This window comes from Terrabacter aeriphilus (assembly GCF_039542985.1).
Classification (GTDB): domain Bacteria; phylum Actinomycetota; class Actinomycetes; order Actinomycetales; family Dermatophilaceae; genus Terrabacter; species Terrabacter aeriphilus.
In genome coordinates this window covers 215,351-231,031 of the sequence record NZ_BAABIW010000018.1, presented here as the reverse complement: position 1 = coordinate 231,031, position 15,681 = coordinate 215,351, and the positions used below count along the sequence as shown (strand labels likewise).

Annotated in this window: 14 protein-coding genes; 9 read left to right on the top strand and 5 right to left on the bottom strand. The window is 73.2% G+C overall.

What is annotated here, in order from left to right; all coding sequences use genetic code 11:
- Positions 1-7: 7 nt before the first annotated feature.
- Positions 8-1,105, bottom strand: coding sequence for a hypothetical protein (locus ABD979_RS14950; protein WP_345508282.1), 1,098 nt, complete (start codon positions 1,103-1,105; stop codon positions 8-10).
- A gap of 149 nt (positions 1,106-1,254) precedes the next feature.
- Between ABD979_RS14950 and ABD979_RS14945 the strand changes: the two genes are divergently transcribed.
- The 8 genes from ABD979_RS14945 (at position 1,255) to ABD979_RS14910 (ending at position 10,793) form a co-directional block, all read left to right on the top strand.
- Entirely contained in the window at positions 1,255-2,007 is a 753-nt protein-coding gene (locus ABD979_RS14945; protein WP_345508281.1) for an SAM-dependent methyltransferase, read from the top strand.
- Positions 2,004-2,495 carry a nucleoside deaminase gene (locus tag ABD979_RS14940; RefSeq protein WP_345508280.1) on the top strand — a complete coding sequence of 164 codons (492 nt, stop codon included), beginning with the start codon at positions 2,004-2,006 and terminating at the stop codon, positions 2,493-2,495. The genes ABD979_RS14945 and ABD979_RS14940 overlap by 4 nt, the downstream gene beginning before the upstream one ends.
- 175 nt (positions 2,496-2,670) lie before the next feature.
- Entirely contained in the window at positions 2,671-3,600 is a 930-nt protein-coding gene (locus tag ABD979_RS14935) for a hypothetical protein (RefSeq protein ID WP_345508279.1), read from the top strand.
- 418 nt (positions 3,601-4,018) lie between these two features.
- On the top strand, positions 4,019-6,637 hold the full coding sequence (locus ABD979_RS14930) for an ATP-dependent Clp protease ATP-binding subunit (RefSeq protein ID WP_345508278.1): 2,619 nt from the start codon (positions 4,019-4,021) through the stop codon (positions 6,635-6,637).
- A 179-nt stretch (positions 6,638-6,816) separates the two neighbouring features.
- Positions 6,817-7,701: an ABC transporter ATP-binding protein gene (locus ABD979_RS14925; protein WP_345508277.1), complete on the top strand. Its 885-nt coding sequence runs from the start codon at positions 6,817-6,819 to the stop codon at positions 7,699-7,701.
- Positions 7,698-9,029: an FtsX-like permease family protein gene (locus tag ABD979_RS14920; protein WP_345508276.1), complete on the top strand. Its 1,332-nt coding sequence runs from the start codon at positions 7,698-7,700 to the stop codon at positions 9,027-9,029. The genes ABD979_RS14925 and ABD979_RS14920 overlap by 4 nt, the downstream gene beginning before the upstream one ends.
- 22 nt (positions 9,030-9,051) lie before the next feature.
- A complete protein-coding gene (locus ABD979_RS14915; protein WP_345508275.1) occupies positions 9,052-10,290 on the top strand; it encodes an LCP family glycopolymer transferase in 1,239 nt (412 codons plus the stop codon).
- A complete protein-coding gene (locus ABD979_RS14910) occupies positions 10,287-10,793 on the top strand; it encodes an amino-acid N-acetyltransferase (protein ID WP_345508274.1) in 507 nt (168 codons plus the stop codon). The genes ABD979_RS14915 and ABD979_RS14910 overlap by 4 nt, the downstream gene beginning before the upstream one ends.
- A gap of 52 nt (positions 10,794-10,845) precedes the next feature.
- Here ABD979_RS14910 and ABD979_RS14905 read toward each other — a convergent pair whose 3' ends face one another.
- The gene (locus ABD979_RS14905; protein WP_345508273.1) at positions 10,846-11,748 is read right to left on the bottom strand and encodes a LysR family transcriptional regulator; all 903 of its coding nucleotides are present in this window, start codon (positions 11,746-11,748) and stop codon (positions 10,846-10,848) included.
- 86 nt (positions 11,749-11,834) lie between these two features.
- Here ABD979_RS14905 and ABD979_RS14900 point away from each other — a divergent pair, with 86 nt between their 5' ends.
- Positions 11,835-13,085 carry an MFS transporter gene (locus ABD979_RS14900; protein ID WP_345508272.1) on the top strand — a complete coding sequence of 417 codons (1,251 nt, stop codon included), beginning with the start codon at positions 11,835-11,837 and terminating at the stop codon, positions 13,083-13,085.
- A 31-nt stretch (positions 13,086-13,116) separates the two neighbouring features.
- On the opposite strand, the gene ABD979_RS14895 is transcribed toward ABD979_RS14900, so the two are convergent.
- Genes ABD979_RS14895 through ABD979_RS14885 form a run of 3 tightly spaced genes read right to left on the bottom strand, consistent with a single transcriptional unit; the run spans position 13,117 to position 15,657 of the window.
- The gene (locus ABD979_RS14895) at positions 13,117-14,055 is read right to left on the bottom strand and encodes an ABC transporter ATP-binding protein (protein WP_345508271.1); all 939 of its coding nucleotides are present in this window, start codon (positions 14,053-14,055) and stop codon (positions 13,117-13,119) included.
- Positions 14,052-14,870: an ABC transporter permease gene (locus ABD979_RS14890; RefSeq protein ID WP_345508270.1), complete on the bottom strand. Its 819-nt coding sequence runs from the start codon at positions 14,868-14,870 to the stop codon at positions 14,052-14,054. Before ABD979_RS14890 ends, ABD979_RS14895 begins: the two co-directional genes overlap by 4 nt.
- Complete coding sequence (locus ABD979_RS14885; protein WP_345508269.1) at positions 14,863-15,657, bottom strand: ABC transporter permease; 795 nt, start codon at positions 15,655-15,657, stop codon at positions 14,863-14,865. Before ABD979_RS14885 ends, ABD979_RS14890 begins: the two co-directional genes overlap by 8 nt.
- Positions 15,658-15,681 lie beyond the last annotated feature (24 nt).

Here is a 15,681-nt window from a genome sequence, read left to right as displayed (position 1 = left end):
ACGCCCCCTACAGGCGGACTCCGTTGTAGGACGGCGCGGTCCGCACGTCGATCGTGGGCGACGGGTCGCCGCCCACCTCCCACCACACGTCCTCGGAGCCGGCACCGGCCGCATTCCAGCACGTGCCGACCTGGTTCCGCGGCGGGCGGTCCGCGAAGGTGCAGACCGCATACACGCCCGGCGGCACGTGGATCGTGAACGCCCCTGCTGCGACGGCGGGGTCGGCGGCGGCGTGGGCTACGAGGGCGTTCTCCGCGTCGAAGAGGTTCTGGCAGCAGAGGGCGACGATGCCCGAGCTGCCCTGCGACACGGTGCCCGTGATCGTGCGGCTGCCCACGACGACGTCGCTCCGGACGTAGCGGTCGGCGAAGCCCCCGGTCGTCGACTCGGGGATGACCCAGTAGTGCACGGGCGCCGTGCTGCACCCCGTCGTCCGGCCACCGCACACCGACGCGGGCAGGGACGGGTCGGTGAAGCTCGTGGCCGTCCCCGGGAGGGTCGTGACCGTCCCACCCGTCGTCGTGGCGGCGGTGTTGCGCACGATGCGGACGGCCTTGAGCGGTCCGGTGGGGTTGCGCCACGTGAGCCGCACCTGCGCGTGGCCGAGGTCGTACGAGGGAGGTGTGACCGACGCGGCCGACCGCAGCTCGGTCACGACGTCGGGCCGCGTGACGACGGTGATGGTGCGCCCGGCCGAGTACGCGCTGCCGACCCTGACCCAGACGGCGAACGTGTAGGCGACGTTCGGGGTCAGGGAGGGGACCAGCGTCGTGCGGGCGGTGCGCCCGGTGACGGGGACGGCATACCCGCTCGTCGGGGACGCCGCCGGCGTGTGACCGCGGGTCACGCGCACGACGCCACCGCCGCCGGGGCTGTAGTACGCCGCGGGGACGAGGTAGCTGATGGTGACGCGGTGCGCGGTGCGCTCGGTGACGGTGATGCCCGAGACGGGCGGCGGCGCGGTGGCGGCCGAGGCGGTGGCGGCAGAGGTGGCACCGGTGGCCGACGTCGCCGGCAGGACCGCGGTCACGAGCGCCGCCACGGCGGCCAGGACGACCAGTAACCTCGTGCGCCGTCTCCGCGGCGTGGTGTCGGTGTGGTGCATCGGCGCTCCCCTGGCTCGGACCACCCGATCCGGCCGGGTGGTGGATCGACCCATCATGGACCCGTCGGCGCGCTCCCGCCCGCCCGGTCGTGCGCTCGTGGGATGGAACCGGGTCGACGCGGACGGGGCCGGTCGCGGAGGATCGGGGCATGCCCGCCCTCGACCACCTGACCCGCGACGCCTTCCCCCGGTCGTCGAAGTACGACGCGCGGTGGCTCGTCGACCTCGACATGGGCCCGCACCCGTTGTGGCTCCTCGAGGACCTCGCCGCCGACCTCGACCTGCGCCCGGGCATGCGCGTGCTCGACCTCGGCTCCGGCCTCGGTGCGACATCGGTGTTCCTCGCGCGGGAGTACGGCGTCAGCGTCGTCGCGGCCGACCTCTGGGTCGACCCCAGCGCGGCCGGTGCGGTCTTCCGCAAGGAGGGCGTCGACGACCGGGTGCTGCCGATGCGCGTCGACGCCCACGCCCTGCCCTTCGGCAGCGGCTCGTTCGACGCGATCGTCAGCATCGACGCGTGGGAGTACTTCGGCACCGGCGACCACTACCCGCCCTACCTCGCGAAGTTCCTCCGCCCCGGCGGCCAGCTCGGCGTCGCGACCCCCGCCCTGACGACCGAGGTTCGCGAGCTCGGCGAGATCCCCGACCACGTCGACCGCGTCGTCGGCGCCGAGTCGGCCGCCTGGCACACCGCCGAGTGGCTGCGCAGCCAGTGGGCCTTCAGCCGCGCCTTCGCCGACGTCACCGCTCGCACCCAGGACGACGCGTGCGCCAACTGGCTGCTCTGGGAACGCGCCGTCATGGAGCTGAAGGGCCAGCCGACCTCCCCCGTGCAGTCCATGCTCGAGGCGGACGGCGGCGCCTTCGTCACCTTCGCCCTGGTCACCGGGAGGGTCGCATGAGCCTGACGCCGACCGACCTCGTCCACCTGCGCCGCGCCGTCGGCCTCGCCCGCCTCGCGCTCGAGCGCGGCGACGAGCCCTTCGGGTCGGTGCTCGTCTCGGACGAGGGCGAGGTGCTCTTCGAGGACCACAACCACGTCGTCGAGCTCGAGGCCACGCAGCACCCCGAGTTCGCCATCGCGCGCTGGGCCGGCGCCAACCTCACGGCGGCCGAGCGGGCGTCCGCGACCGTCTACACCTCCGGCGAGCACTGCCCGATGTGCTCGTCCGCGCACGCCTGGGTCGGTCTCGGCCGCATCGTGTATGCCGTCGGCTCGGACCGGCTGACCGCGTGGCGCTCCGCGTGGGGCGCACCCGCGTCACCGGTCGCGCCCCTGTCGATCCTCGACGTCGTGCCCGGCGCCGTGGTCGACGGTCCCGCACCCGAGCTCGAGGACGAGGTGCGCGCCCTCCACGAGACCTTCGCCACCCGGCATCCGAGCTCCTGACGCGGGCGGGACGTGGCGGAGCGCCGGCCGCCCTCCCCCCGGCTGCAACCGCGCCACGGCGCACTTCCAGCCGGGAAACCCGCCCTGGACGGCTGCAACCGCGCCACGGCGCGCTTTGAGTGGTGCCTGTGGATGCCGGGCACGGCGCCAACCTCGGGACGGACATGCTGCGGAGATGGACGAGGACCCTGTGGTCAGCCCGCTCCGCCGCGCAGAGGCGAAGCGCTGCGGGCTGACCGACTCCCGGCTCCGTCGCACGCACTCACCGGTCTTTCGGGGAGTGCACCTGCCCAAGGGACAACCGCGGATGCTCGCCGACCGGCTCAGGGCAGCCCTCGCGGTCGTCACCCCGGGCAGCTTCGTGTCGCACCACTCGGCCGCCCAGCTCTGGGGTGCGATCGTGCCGGACCACCCCGACGTGCACGTCACCAGCAGGGTCAACCGCACCCGACGCCAAGGCATCACCGCACACCGCGCCAAGAAGGATCAGACGGTCGTCCGCTGGGCCGGGTTCGCCGTGACCTCGCCGACGCAGACCTTCCTCGACATGGCGCACCACCTCACGCTCGTCGACCTCGTCGTGCTGGGCGACTCGCTCGTCCGGCGGAAGCGGACGACGCCGGATGCCTTGGTCAGCGCTGCGGATGGCAAGGTCGGGCCCTACCGGCGGCTGGCCCGACGTGCGGCCTCGCTCGTGCGCCGCGGTGTCGACTCCGCCATGGAGACGCGGGTGCGGTTGCTCGTCGTGCTCGCCGGCCTGCCGGAGCCGGAGGTCGACCACCGCGTGCACGACGCCGACGGCAACCTCGTCCGGCGCTACGACCTCAGCTACCTGCCGTTCCCTCTCATCCTGGAGTACGACGGACGCCAGCACGCCGAGTCGACGCTCCAGTGGCAGGGCGACATCGACCGCGACGAGGCGCTCGACGACGACGGCATCCGTCGCCTCGTGATCGTGCGCGACGGTGTCTACGGCAAGCCCGGGACCACGCTGGTCCGGATCATGAGGGCGATGCGCCGCGCCGGTATGCCGGTGCCGCCGCTCAAGGACGAGTGGCGCCGGCACTTCCCCGGCCGCCCGGGCGACGTCCTGCACCCACGCTGACCGAGACAGCCCGCGGAGCCGCGTTCGCGCGGCCGCAACCGCGCCGTGGCGCACCTCCAGCCGGGAAACCCACCGCTCGACGGCCGCAACCGCGCCGTGGCGCACTTCCAGCCGGGAAAACAGCCGGACGACGGCTGCAACTGCGCCGTGGCGCACGTGCAGCCGAGAGCGCAGCCATGACTGGCCGAGCCGGGACGTCACGCCGGTCGCAGGACCCCGCGGTTCGGCATACGGGCTCGGAGCGGCAGCGGGTACGACGTGACCGATCTGTCCGCCCACGGCGAACAGAGGCGGAACCTGAGCCGATCACGCTCAGGATGGGAACAGGACGCAACCGACCCGCGTTGGTCGGGTTGTGCTCGTCCACAGCGGGCACGGATAGCATCGAGACGTCTCTCGATCAGTCAGGAGAAGGAACATGTTCGAACGGTTCACCGACAGGGCCCGAAGGGTGGTTGTCCTCGCGCAGGAGGAAGCTCGCCTGCTCAACCACAACTACATCGGGACCGAGCACATCCTCCTGGGTCTGATCCACGAAGGCGAAGGCGTCGCCGCGAAGGCCCTCGAGTCGCTCGACATCTCGCTCGAAGCGGTCCGGGCCCAGGTCCAGGAGATCATCGGCCAGGGCCAGCAGGCCCCGACCGGCCACATCCCCTTCACGCCCCGCGCGAAGAAGGTCCTCGAGTACTCGCTCCGCGAGGCGCTCCAGCTCGGCCACAGCTACATCGGCACCGAGCACATCCTGCTCGGCCTGATCCGCGAGGGCGAGGGCGTCGCCGCCCAGGTCCTCGTCAAGCTCGGCGCGGAGCTGAACAAGGTGCGCCAGCAGGTCATCCAGCTGCTCTCCGGCTACCAGGGCGGGCAGGGCGGCGAGAAGGCCGGCGCCGGTGTCGGCCCCGGCCAGGCCGAGGGCACCCCCGCGGGCTCGCTCGTGCTCGACCAGTTCGGTCGCAACCTCACGCAGGCGGCCCGCGAGGGCAAGCTCGACCCGGTCATCGGGCGTGAGAAGGAGATCGAGCGCGTCATGCAGGTGCTGTCGCGCCGCACCAAGAACAACCCGGTCCTCATCGGCGAGCCCGGCGTCGGCAAGACCGCCGTCGTCGAGGGCCTGGCCCAGGACATCGTCAAGGGCGAGGTGCCCGAGACGCTCAAGGACAAGCAGCTCTACACCCTCGACCTCGGCTCGCTCGTGGCCGGCAGCCGCTACCGCGGTGACTTCGAGGAGCGCCTGAAGAAGGTCCTCAAGGAGATCCGCACCCGCGGCGACATCATCATCTTCATCGACGAGATCCACACGCTCGTCGGTGCGGGTGCCGCCGAGGGCGCCATCGACGCCGCGTCGATCCTCAAGCCGATGCTCGCCCGTGGCGAGCTCCAGACGATCGGTGCGACGACCCTCGACGAGTACCGCAAGCACATCGAGAAGGACTCGGCCCTCGAGCGGCGCTTCCAGCCGATCCAGGTGCAGGAGCCGACGCTGCCGCACGCCATCGAGATCCTCAAGGGTCTGCGCGACCGCTACGAGGCCCACCACCGCGTGACGATCACCGACGGCGCGCTCGTCGCGGCCGCCAACATGGCCGACCGCTACGTCAACGACCGCTTCCTCCCGGACAAGGCCATCGACCTCATCGACGAGGCGGGCGCGCGACTGCGCATCCGCCGGATGACCGCTCCGCCGGACCTGCGCGAGTTCGACGAGAAGATCGCCGCGCTCGTGCGCGAGAAGGAGTCGGCCATCGACGGGCAGGACTTCGAGCGTGCGGCCCGCGTCCGCGACGACGAGAAGCGCCTCCGCCAGGAGAAGGCCGCCCGTGAGGCCCAGTGGAAGTCGGGCGACATGGACGTCGTGGCCGAGGTCGACGAGGAGCTCATCGCCGAGGTGCTCGCGGCGAGCACCGGCATCCCGGTCTTCAAGCTGACCGAGGAGGAGAGCAGCCGCCTGCTCCACATGGAGGACGAGCTGCACAAGCGCATCGTCGGCATGGACGACGCCGTCAAGGCGCTGAGCCAGGCGATCCGCCGCACCCGAGCCGGCCTCAAGGACCCGCGCCGCCCCGGTGGCTCGTTCATCTTCGCTGGCCCCACCGGCGTCGGTAAGACCGAGCTCGCCAAGACGCTCGCCGAGTTCCTCTTCGGCAGCGAGGACGCGCTGATCCAGCTCGACATGTCGGAGTACTCCGAGAAGCACACGGTGAGCCGTCTCTTCGGCTCGCCCCCCGGCTACGTCGGCTACGAGGAGGGCGGCCAGCTCACCGAGAAGGTGCGCCGCAAGCCGTTCTCCGTCGTGCTCTTCGACGAGGTCGAGAAGGCCCACCCGGAGATCTTCAACTCGCTGCTGCAGGTGCTCGAGGACGGCCGCCTCACCGACTCGCAGGGTCGGATGGTCGACTTCAAGAACACCGTCATCATCATGACGACGAACCTCGGCACGCGGGACATCTCCAAGGCCAACATGGGCTTCTCGGCCGGGCCCGACAGCCGCTCGGACTACGAGCGGATGAAGGCGAAGGTCACCGACGAGCTCAAGCAGCACTTCCGGCCCGAGTTCCTCAACCGCGTCGACGACACGATCGTGTTCCCCCACCTCAACCGCGAGGAGATCACGCAGATCGTCGACCTCGAGATCGCCAAGCTCGACAAGCGGCTCAAGGACAAGGACATGGGCATCGAGCTCACGCCCGCGGCCAAGGACCTGCTCGCCAAGAAGGGCTACGACCCCGTGCTCGGTGCGCGCCCGCTGCGCCGCACCATCCAGCGCGAGATCGAGGACGCCCTCTCGGAGAAGATCCTCTTCGCCGAGTTCGGCTCGGGTCAGTACATCCGGATCGACACCGAGGGCGAGGGCAAGGAGGAGAAGTTCACCTTCTCCGACATGGCCCACCCGGACGCCGCGCACCGACCGGCCGACGACCTGCCGGAGCTTCCCGAGGGTGCCGCCCTCGACGAGGCCCTCGGCGTCAACGTCACCGCCGGCCCGACGGTGCCCGACGACCAGGTCTACCCCGACGCGGGGCTGACCGGCACGGAGCGCTGAGCGCCGCACCACAGGTCGACCGAAGGGGTCGGGGACGCGAGTCCCCGGCCCCTTCGTCGTGCGCGGCGCGAGTCGTACGTCGCGCTCGCCGGTGTCCGACCGGGGTCGTATGCCGCCCGCCGCAGGAGGCGACCACGGCCCGATGCCGGGGCGCCCCCGGCGCGGCGACGCTGGGTGCCATGAGCCACCACGACCCCGCCCGTATGCCGGCCGGTGCCCCCGCGCGCCCGGCCCCGCCGTCCACCGCCTCCCCCACCTCGCCCGGCACGAGCCCGTCGCCGCAGGCCTCGGTGGACCCCTCGGTGGACCCCTCGGTCGACCGCTCGCGCGACCTCGTCGCCCGCGACCTCGTCATGACGTACGGCCGCACGCGCACGGCCGGGCCGCCCGCCCTCGGCGGCGTCGACGTCACCGTCCCGGCGGGGACGAGCCTCGCCGTGATGGGACCGTCGGGCTCCGGCAAGACGACGCTGCTGCACGTCCTCGCCGGCATCCTGCGACCGACCGGCGGCCAGGTGCAGTGGCGCGGCCGCGACATCGCCCGGATGTCCGACCGCGAGCGCACCAAGCTGCGCCGGGAGGACTTCGGCTTCGTCTTCCAGCAGGGCATGCTCCTGCCGGAGCTGCCGGCCGTGGAGAACGTCGCCCTGCCGCTCATGCTCGGCCGGGTCGGCCGGGCGGAGGCCACCGCCCGCGCCGCCGCGCTCTTCGCCCCCCTCGGGCTGTCCGGCCTCGAGAAGCGGCGTCCGGGCGAGCTCTCCGGCGGCCAGGCGCAGCGCGTCGCCATCGCCCGGGCGCTCGTCGCCCGGCCCGGCGTCGTCTTCGCCGACGAGCCGACCGGCGCCCTCGACCAGACGACGAGCGCCGAGGTCATGGCGCACCTGACCCAGCTCGCCGCGCACACCGGTGCCTCGCTCGTCGTCGTGACGCACGACGAGAACGTCGCCCGCTGGTGCACCGGCGTCGTCCACGTGCGCGACGGCCGCATCGCCGGGCACGGCGTGCCGCAGCCGACCGGTGCGCCTGCGCCGACCGTCCCGCGCACCGCGACGGTGACCCGGTGAGGGCCGCGCTCGCGCTCTGGTGGCGGCTGCGCCGCGCCGCTGCCGCCGACGACCGGCTGCCCGGCGTGCTCGCCGTCGTGTCGTTCGCCGTGGCGACGGCCGCCCTGCTCGTCAGCATCGCGGGGCTGCGGGCCTTCGAGCTGCGCAACCCGACGCCGCCGGGCGGCCTCCAGGGCCCGCTGACCGAGCAGGCCGCCCTCGGCGACCTCTACGTCACGCTCGCGTGGATCGCGACGACGTGCATGGTCATCCCGATCCTCACCCTCGGCGGGGTGGCCGCGCGCCTGGCCATCGCACGGCGCGACCAGCGCCTCGCCGCGCTGCGCCTGACGGGCGCCACGTCGGGCCAGGTCACCCTGATGACCCTCGCCGAGGCGGCCGCGCAGGCGCTCGTCGGTGCCGTGGCCGGTGTCGTGCTCCACCTCGCCGTGCTGCCCCTCGTCGCGCGGCTCTCCTTCCAGGGCCGGCCGTTCGAGCTGAGCGAGCTCGTGCTCCCGCTCCCGCAGGTGCTCGCCGTGGTGGCCGCCGTGGTCGTCGTGGCCGTCGTCTCCGGGGCGTCCAGCCTCGCCCGCGTGGCGATCAGCCCGCTCGGCGTGGCCGCCCGCACGACCCCGAAGCGCCTCAGCGTGCTGCGGGTCCTGGTCGCCGTCGCGGCCGGCGCGGCCTGGGTGCTCGTCATCACGCCGATGAAGGAGCCGCAGCGCATGACGATCGTGCTCGTGCTCGGCGCCATGATCCTCGCCGTCAACGCCGTCGGTCCCTGGGTCGTCATGGTCGCGGGCCGCGTCGCGGCACGCCTGGCACCGAGCGCCGCGACGCTGCTCGCGGCCCGCCGCATCGCCGACGACCCCAAGAGCACGTGGCGCGCCGTCGGGGCCCTCGGGCTCGCCGTCGTCGTCGTGGGCTTCACGAGCCTGGCCTCCGTCGACGAGCCGAGCAGCCCGCTCGAGGCCTACCTCGCCGACGACCTCGGCACCGGCGCCCTCGTGACGCTCGTCATCATCACCGTCGTCGGGGCCACCTCGACCGGGGTCGTGCAGGCCGCGCGCGTGCTCGACCAGCGGGAGCAGTACCGCTCGCTCGCCCTCGCCGGCACGAGCGAGCGCTCGCTCCACCGGGCCCGGGCCCTCGAGGTCGCCCTGCCGCTCGCCCTGACGATCGTCCTGACCGCCGGCTTCGTGCTCGTGCTCATGCTGCCCTTCACGAACGCGATCGACACCTCGCTCGTCGTGCGCTTCGTCGTCACCTCCGCGGTGGCCGGTGCGGTCGTGCTCACCTCGGTGCTCGCGTCGCGCCCGCTCGTGCGGACGGCGTCCCGCGTGGCCTGAACGGGTCGTCTACGGTGGGGCGGTGACCTCGACGCGCCGCCCCACCGCACCGGCCTCGACGGCGGGCCGCACGGCCCGCACGAGCCGCTCGGCCCGCTCGGCCGGCTCGGTCGGGACGGCCGTCGTCGCCGTCCTCGCGCTCGCGGCCTGCACCGGCGCGACACCGCAGGCCGGGTCGCCGGGCACGTCGTCCCGGGCCGGCACGACGGCGAGCTCCTCCACCGAGGCCTCCACCGGCGTGACGGTCGCCGGCGCCCCCGCCGCCCTGCGCACGCTCGTGACGAGCGTGTATGCCGGCGGCGACCTCACGAAGGCCGCCTCGGCGAGCGCCGCGGCCGCGCTCGAGGCGCGCACCCCGGCGACCGGGCCGGTCGCCGCCACGGCCAAGGTCGGCTCGTGGATGGGCACGCCGGTGGCCGTCGTCACGGCGGGCGACGACGTGACGCTCGCCGTCGGCCCGAGCTGGAAGATCGTCGGCGGCTGGTGGCCCTCGCTCGGCGTCGCGAAGCCCAGCCTCGGCGGCGGCCCCCGCTGGGTGCTGGCCATCGGCTCCGACGCGCGGCCGGGGCAGCCCCTCGAACGCACCCGCGCCGACGTGCTCCAGGTCATCGGCATCGACGGCAGGGGCGGCGGCGGCGTCATGGGGATGGCCCGCGACCTCTGGGTGCCGCTCGCGACCGGGGGCAAGGGCAAGATCAACGCGGCCATGGTGATGGGCGGCCCCAAGGCGCAGGTCAGCACGGTCGCAAAGGTGACGGGCCTGCCCGTCGAGGGCTACGTCGTGCTCGGCTTCCCCGGCTTCAAGCAGGTGGTCGACGAGCAGGGCGGCATCCCCATCGTCATCCCTCGGACCGTCGTCGCCTCGCACGCGCGCGACCTCGTCATCAAGGCCGGGCCGCAGACCCTCTCGGGCAAGCAGGCCCTCGCCTACGCCCGTGAGCGCAAGACGCTGCCCGACGGCGACTTCGGGCGCTCGCGCCACCAGGGCGAGGTCATCCTCGCGGCCGCGGTCAAGGCCAAGCTGGCCGGCCCGATCGCGATCCCCGGCGCGCTGAGCAGCTTCAGCAAGGTCGGGCGCAGCAACCTCAGCGCCGAGCAGATCCTCACCTTCGCCGCCGGGCTGCACCAGCTCAACCCGCTGCAGGTCGGCCGGGGCGTGGCCAAGGGTGCGTTCGGCTGGGCCGGGCAGCAGTCGATCGTGGTGCTCGGCGCGCAGGCACGCAGCCTGTTCCGGTCGTTCCGCGACGGGAACCTCTCGTGACCGCCGGCCCCCCGGTGATCCGGCGCGCGCGCACGTCCGACGTCCGCGGCATCCGGGCCCTCGTCGCGCCCCTCGCCGAGCGGCGGGTCCTCGTGAGCAAGGAATCCGTCACGTACTTCGAGAGCCTCCAGGAGTTCCGCGTGGCCGAGCAGGACGGTCGCGTCGTCGGCTGCGGCGCCCTGCACGTCATGTGGGAGGACCTCGCCGAGGTGCGCACCCTCGCGGTGGCGCCCGACCAGCTCGGCACCGGGCTCGGCGGCCGCCTGCTCGAGACCCTCGTCGAGGACGCCAGGGAGATCGGCGTCGAGCGGCTCTTCTGCCTCACCTTCGAGACGGACTTCTTCCTGCGCCACGGTTTCGAGGTCATCGAGGGACAGGCCGTGCCGATGGACGTCTACGCCGAGCTGCTGCGCTCCTACGACGAGGGTGTCGCGGAGTTCCTCGACCTCGAGCGGGTCAAGCCCAACACCCTGGGCAACACCCGCATGCTCCGCACGCTCTGAACCCGGTCCCCGCTCCGTCGCGCGCGCACCGCCGCACCCCGCGCGACACCGCCTAGGACGACGCCGGGAGGTGCGCCGCCAGGTGCCCCAGCAGTGCGTCCACCGCGGGCGACCGGCCCTCCCGGCGGGCGATGACGGTCAGCTCCCACACGAGCGTCTCGGCGAGCGGCACGACGACGAGCCGGCCGGCCGACGGTGCCATCGTCTGCGTGGCGGTCTGCTGCGGCACGACCGCCACGCCCAGGCCCGCGGCGACGTAGGCCGGCACGGTCGAGAGGTCGGGCACCTCGAGGGTGACTCGGCGGCGCAGCCCGGCCCCGCGGAGCCAGTCGTCGACGACCTTGCGGTTGCCGAACCCGGCCGGCATCTCCACGAAGTCGTCGTCGAGCAGGTCGGCCAGGCGCAGCTCCGTCGCGCCGGCGAGGGCGTGCCCGGCCGGCAGCACGGCCACGAACGGCTGGCGCCGGAGCACCTGGGCGTGGACGCCCGCGAGGTCCTCGAGCGGCAGCCCGCAGAACGCGACGTCGAGGCGCGAGCGTCGCACGTCGTCGACGAGGCCGGTCGAGCCCCGCGGCGAGGTCCGCATCGACAGCTCGACCCCGGGGTGCTCTCGGTGGAAGTCCCCGAAGGCCGCCGGCAGCCCGAGCGACTCGAGGTTCGTCAGCATGCCGACGCGCAGCGAACCGGAGACCGTGCCGGCGGCCCGCGCCCCCGCGCGGCGCATCTGCTCGACGGCCTCGAGCGCCGCCCGCGCCTGCGGCAGCAGCTCGGAGCCCGTCCGGGTCAGCGCGATGTGCCGGGTCGAACGGATGAAGAGCGACGTGCCGACCTCCCGCTCCAGCACGGCGACGCCCGACGACACCGTCGACTGCACGGCGTGCAGCCGCTCGGCGGCGCGGGTGAAGCTCAGCTCCTCGGCGACGGCGACGAAGTACTCCAGGTGCCTGGTGTCCACCCCGCCATCATGCATCGACACCATCGATCAATGACACCGACATTCCTCGTTGGACACGATGAATGTCGACGGCGCACGCTGGTGGCATGACGACGACCTCCCCCACCGACGCGCGCCGCACGACCGCGGTCGACGACGCCTCCCGGGCTCGGCACCGCCGCGGCTTCTGGGTCGTCGTCGCGGCCTTCACCACGTTGATGGCGTTCACGACGCTGCCCACGCCGCTCTATCCGCTCTACCAGCAGCTCGACGGCTTCCCCACCTTCGTCATCACCCTCATCTTCGCGGCATACGGCCTCGGGGTCATGGTCGGGCTCTACCTCGCGGGGCACGTCAGCGACTACCTCGGGCGGCGGCGCGTGCTGCTCGCGGCCACCGTGGTCGAGCTCGTCAGCGCCGTCATGTTCGTGCTGCTGCACGACACGGCGAGCCTGCTCGTCGCGCGCCTGCTCTGCGGGCTGGGCATCGGCGCCGTCACCGCGACGGCGACCGCCCACCTGGCCGAGCTGCACGCCACCGGTCGCCCCGGGTCCGACGGCCGCTTCGCCGCGACCGTCGCCGGCGCCGTCAACACCGGCGGCCTGGCGCTCGGCCCGCTCGTCGCCGGCCTGCTCACCCAGTTCCTCCCCCACCCGCTGACGCTGCCGTATGCCGTCTGGGTCGTCCTGCTCGCCGGTGCCTTCGGCGCGCTGCTGCTCGCACCCGAGACCGTCGAGCGGCCGCACCCGCGACCGGCCTACCGTCCGCAGCGGGTCAGCGTGGAGCCCGCCGCCCGCCGGCACTTCTCGGCCGCGGCGGTCGCGGCGGCCGCTGCCTTCTCGGTGCTCGGCGTCTTCACCTCGCTCACCGCCAGCTTCGTCGGCGGCACCCTCGGGCAGCACTCACGGCTGCTCACCGGCTCGATCGTCTTCGGCGTCATCGGTGCCTCGACCGTGTCGCAGATCGCCCTCGGCCGGCGCGAGGTGCCCGAGCGGCTGCGCGCCGGCATGGCGGCGATGTCCGTCGGGCTCGTGCTCGTCGCGGCCGGGGCGTGGGCGACCTCGCTGCCGGTGTTCGTGGTGGCCGGCGTGCTCTCCGGGGCCGGAGTGGGACTCGTCTTCAACGTCGCCATCACGACCGCCGCGACCGTGTCGTCGCCGGAGCACCGGGGCGAGACCCTCGCGGGGATGTTCCTCGCCGCGTATGCCGGCATCACCGTCCCCGTCGTCGCCGCCGGCGTGGCCGTGACGTTCTTCCCCGCCTCGGCGGTGCTCATCGTCTTCGCCGGCATCGTGCTCGTCGCGGTCCTCGTGTCGACGACCCGGCTGCTCCGCAGCGGCGCGGCCGTCGCCTCCTGACCGGAGCCCGACGCCGGCCCGACGTGAGGGGTCAGGGGCGGCCGGACGCGGCGTAGATGCGGCGGACGACGTCCTCGATGTCGGGCTCCTCGATGGCGAGGTCGCGCACGTCGTGCCGTGCCGACACGTGGGCGAGCACCGCTGCCGCCGTCGTGCGCTCCGCGTCGAAGGCGAGGCGCTGGCGCAGGCCGCCCGACTCGCTCGCGACGAGGCGGGCACCGGGCACGTCGTCGAGGTCGGGGGTCGGGGCGGCGAGGTCGAGCACGAGCACGCGCTGGGCCCCGACCGTGCCGGCGAGGCCGGTCAGCGTGCCGTCGAACGCCAGCCGGCCGCGGTCGACGACGAGCACCCGGTCGCAGAGCCGCTCGATGTCGCCCATGTCGTGCGTCGTGAGCAGCAGCGTCGTGCCGCGCTCGCGCCGCTCGGCGACGAGGAACTCGCGCAGCCGCTGCTTGGAGAGCACGTCGAGCCCGATCGTCGGCTCGTCGAGCACGAGCAGCTCCGGCGAGTGCAGCAGCGCCGCCGCGATCTCCGCACGCATCCGCTGGCCCAGCGAGAGCGAGCGCACCGGGGTGCCGAGCTGCGGCCCCATCTCGAGCTGCTCGACGAGCACGTCGGTGCGGGCTCGGGTGGCCACGTCGTCCATCCGGTGGATCGCCCCGAGGATCGCGAAGGAGTCGCGGAGCGGCAGGTCCCACCACAGCTGCGAGCGCTGGCCGAAGACGACACCGACCCGGCGCGAGACGTCGACGCGTCGGCGCATCGGGTCGAGGCCGCACGTGCGCACCCGCCCGGAGGTGGGTCTGAGGATGCCGGTCAGCATCTTGATCGTCGTCGACTTGCCGGCGCCGTTGGCCCCGATGTAACCGACCGCCTCGCCCGGCGCGACCGAGAAGGTCATCCGGTCGACGGCCCGCGTCCTCCGGAAGTCGCGCACGAGCTCGTGGGTCTCGATGACGGGGTCGCTCATCCGCCTGCTCCTTGGTAGTGACGGGTCCCGAGCCTCCAGCAGAGGCCGGCGATCGCCCACGCGAGCAGCGCCGCGAGCGGCGTGCACCACGCGAGCCAGTGCGGCGCGAAGGGGTCGGGCGGAAGGTCGAGCACGGCGACGGCCGGGACGTAGGCGACGAACGCGGTGGGCACGACGAACGTCCAGAAGATGCGCAGCGGACCGGGGAAGACCTGCTGGCTCTGCTGGGCGGCATACGACCCGCCGTAGGTGAAGGCGTTGGTGAACTCCGCCCCGTCGACGAGGAAGAACTGGAGGCCCCCCGCGGTCGTGAAGAGGGCCGAGAAGATCGCCGCGCCACTGACGACGGTGAGGGCGAGCAGGGCGACGGTGCCCGGCCCCCAGTCGATGTCGGCCGTCGTCAGGGCCACCGCGAGGGCGACGACGGCGACGGTGAGGCGCCCGATCCTGCGCAGCGACAGGTCGCTCGTCATGAGCTGCGCGAGCAGCGGCAGCGGCCGCACGTAGAAGGCGTCGACCTGGCCGGCGCGGATGTGGACGGGCAGCTGGTCGAGGTGGCCGACGAACATGTCGGCGAGCGAGAAGGCGAGGTTGGAGAGGGCGAAGACGAGCAGGGCGGCGGTGAAGTCGAGGCCGCCGAGCACGTCGACGTTGTGGAAGATCACCCACACCTCGGCGAACTCCGCGAGTCCCACCCCGACGGTGCCGAGGATGTCGGTGACGAACGACGCGCGGTACTGCAGCTGCGCACGGGCCCGCGAGGCGAGCAGCACGCGGTAGGGCCGCAGTCGCTGCGAGAGGGTCACCTCAGCCACCCTGCACCTCCAGGCGACGCCGCCCGGCCCGCAGCACGAGCTGCCCGAGCGCGAGGAGCACCACCGCCCAGAAGACCTGCACCGCCACGGACGAGGCGATGTCGGCTCCGACGACACGACCGGCGAGGATGTCGATGGGGTTCTGCAGCATCGACGGGAACGGCGACCACTGGGCGATGGTGCGCAGCCAGTCGGGGAACCACGGCACCGGGATGTAGAGCCCGCAGAGCAGGCCGCCCGTGATCATCCACAGCAGCGTGATGCCCCGGATCTCGACGAGCCAGAAGGCGAGCAGGTTGATCACGAAGTTGCCCGCGAAGGCGACGACGACGGCCAGCACGACCGACGCCGCGCCGGCCGCCCAGCTGATGGCCGACGGCGGTGCCGCCATGTCGAAGAAGAGCGCCCCGAGCAGGATCGCCGGCACCCCCCGACCGAGCAGGTTGATGCCCGCCCGACCGAGATCGCCTGCGAGATAGGCGAGCTGGGGATCGACGGGTCGCAGGAAGTCGACGGCGATGTCGCCCGAGCGCACGCGGTCCTTGACCTCCGCGAACCCCCAGAGGTTGACGGTGCCGAGCAGGGCCTGGCCCCACCAGACGAACGCGACGGCCGTGGGGGCGTCGTAGCCGCCGATCGAGGAGCCGGCGGAGGCCAGCGCGGCCAACAGGATGGAGGCGCGGATGACGCCGAAGACGGAGTTCGTCGTCATGCCCGCGAGGAGGGCCAGCCGGTAGGTCGAGTGCCGCCGGAAACCCGCACGCACGAGCAGCCGGAAGGTGCTCACGGCGAGGCGGCGGGGGCAGGCACA

Bases quoted from the DNA above. Each gene is read 5' to 3' on its own strand.
- ABD979_RS14935 (WP_345508279.1), top strand. From the start codon at position 2,671: ATGGACGAGGACCCTGTGGTCAGCCCGCTCCGCCGCGCAGAGGCGAAG.
- ABD979_RS14895 (WP_345508271.1), bottom strand. From the start codon at position 14,055: ATGAGCGACCCCGTCATCGAGACCCACGAGCTCGTGCGCGACTTCCGG.
- ABD979_RS14900 (WP_345508272.1), top strand. From the start codon at position 11,835: ATGACGACGACCTCCCCCACCGACGCGCGCCGCACGACCGCGGTCGAC.
- ABD979_RS14945 (WP_345508281.1), top strand. From the start codon at position 1,255: ATGCCCGCCCTCGACCACCTGACCCGCGACGCCTTCCCCCGGTCGTCG.
- ABD979_RS14940 (WP_345508280.1), top strand. From the start codon at position 2,004: ATGAGCCTGACGCCGACCGACCTCGTCCACCTGCGCCGCGCCGTCGGC.
- ABD979_RS14925 (WP_345508277.1), top strand. From the start codon at position 6,817: ATGAGCCACCACGACCCCGCCCGTATGCCGGCCGGTGCCCCCGCGCGC.
- ABD979_RS14930 (WP_345508278.1), top strand. From the start codon at position 4,019: ATGTTCGAACGGTTCACCGACAGGGCCCGAAGGGTGGTTGTCCTCGCG.
- ABD979_RS14950 (WP_345508282.1), bottom strand. From the start codon at position 1,105: ATGCACCACACCGACACCACGCCGCGGAGACGGCGCACGAGGTTACTG.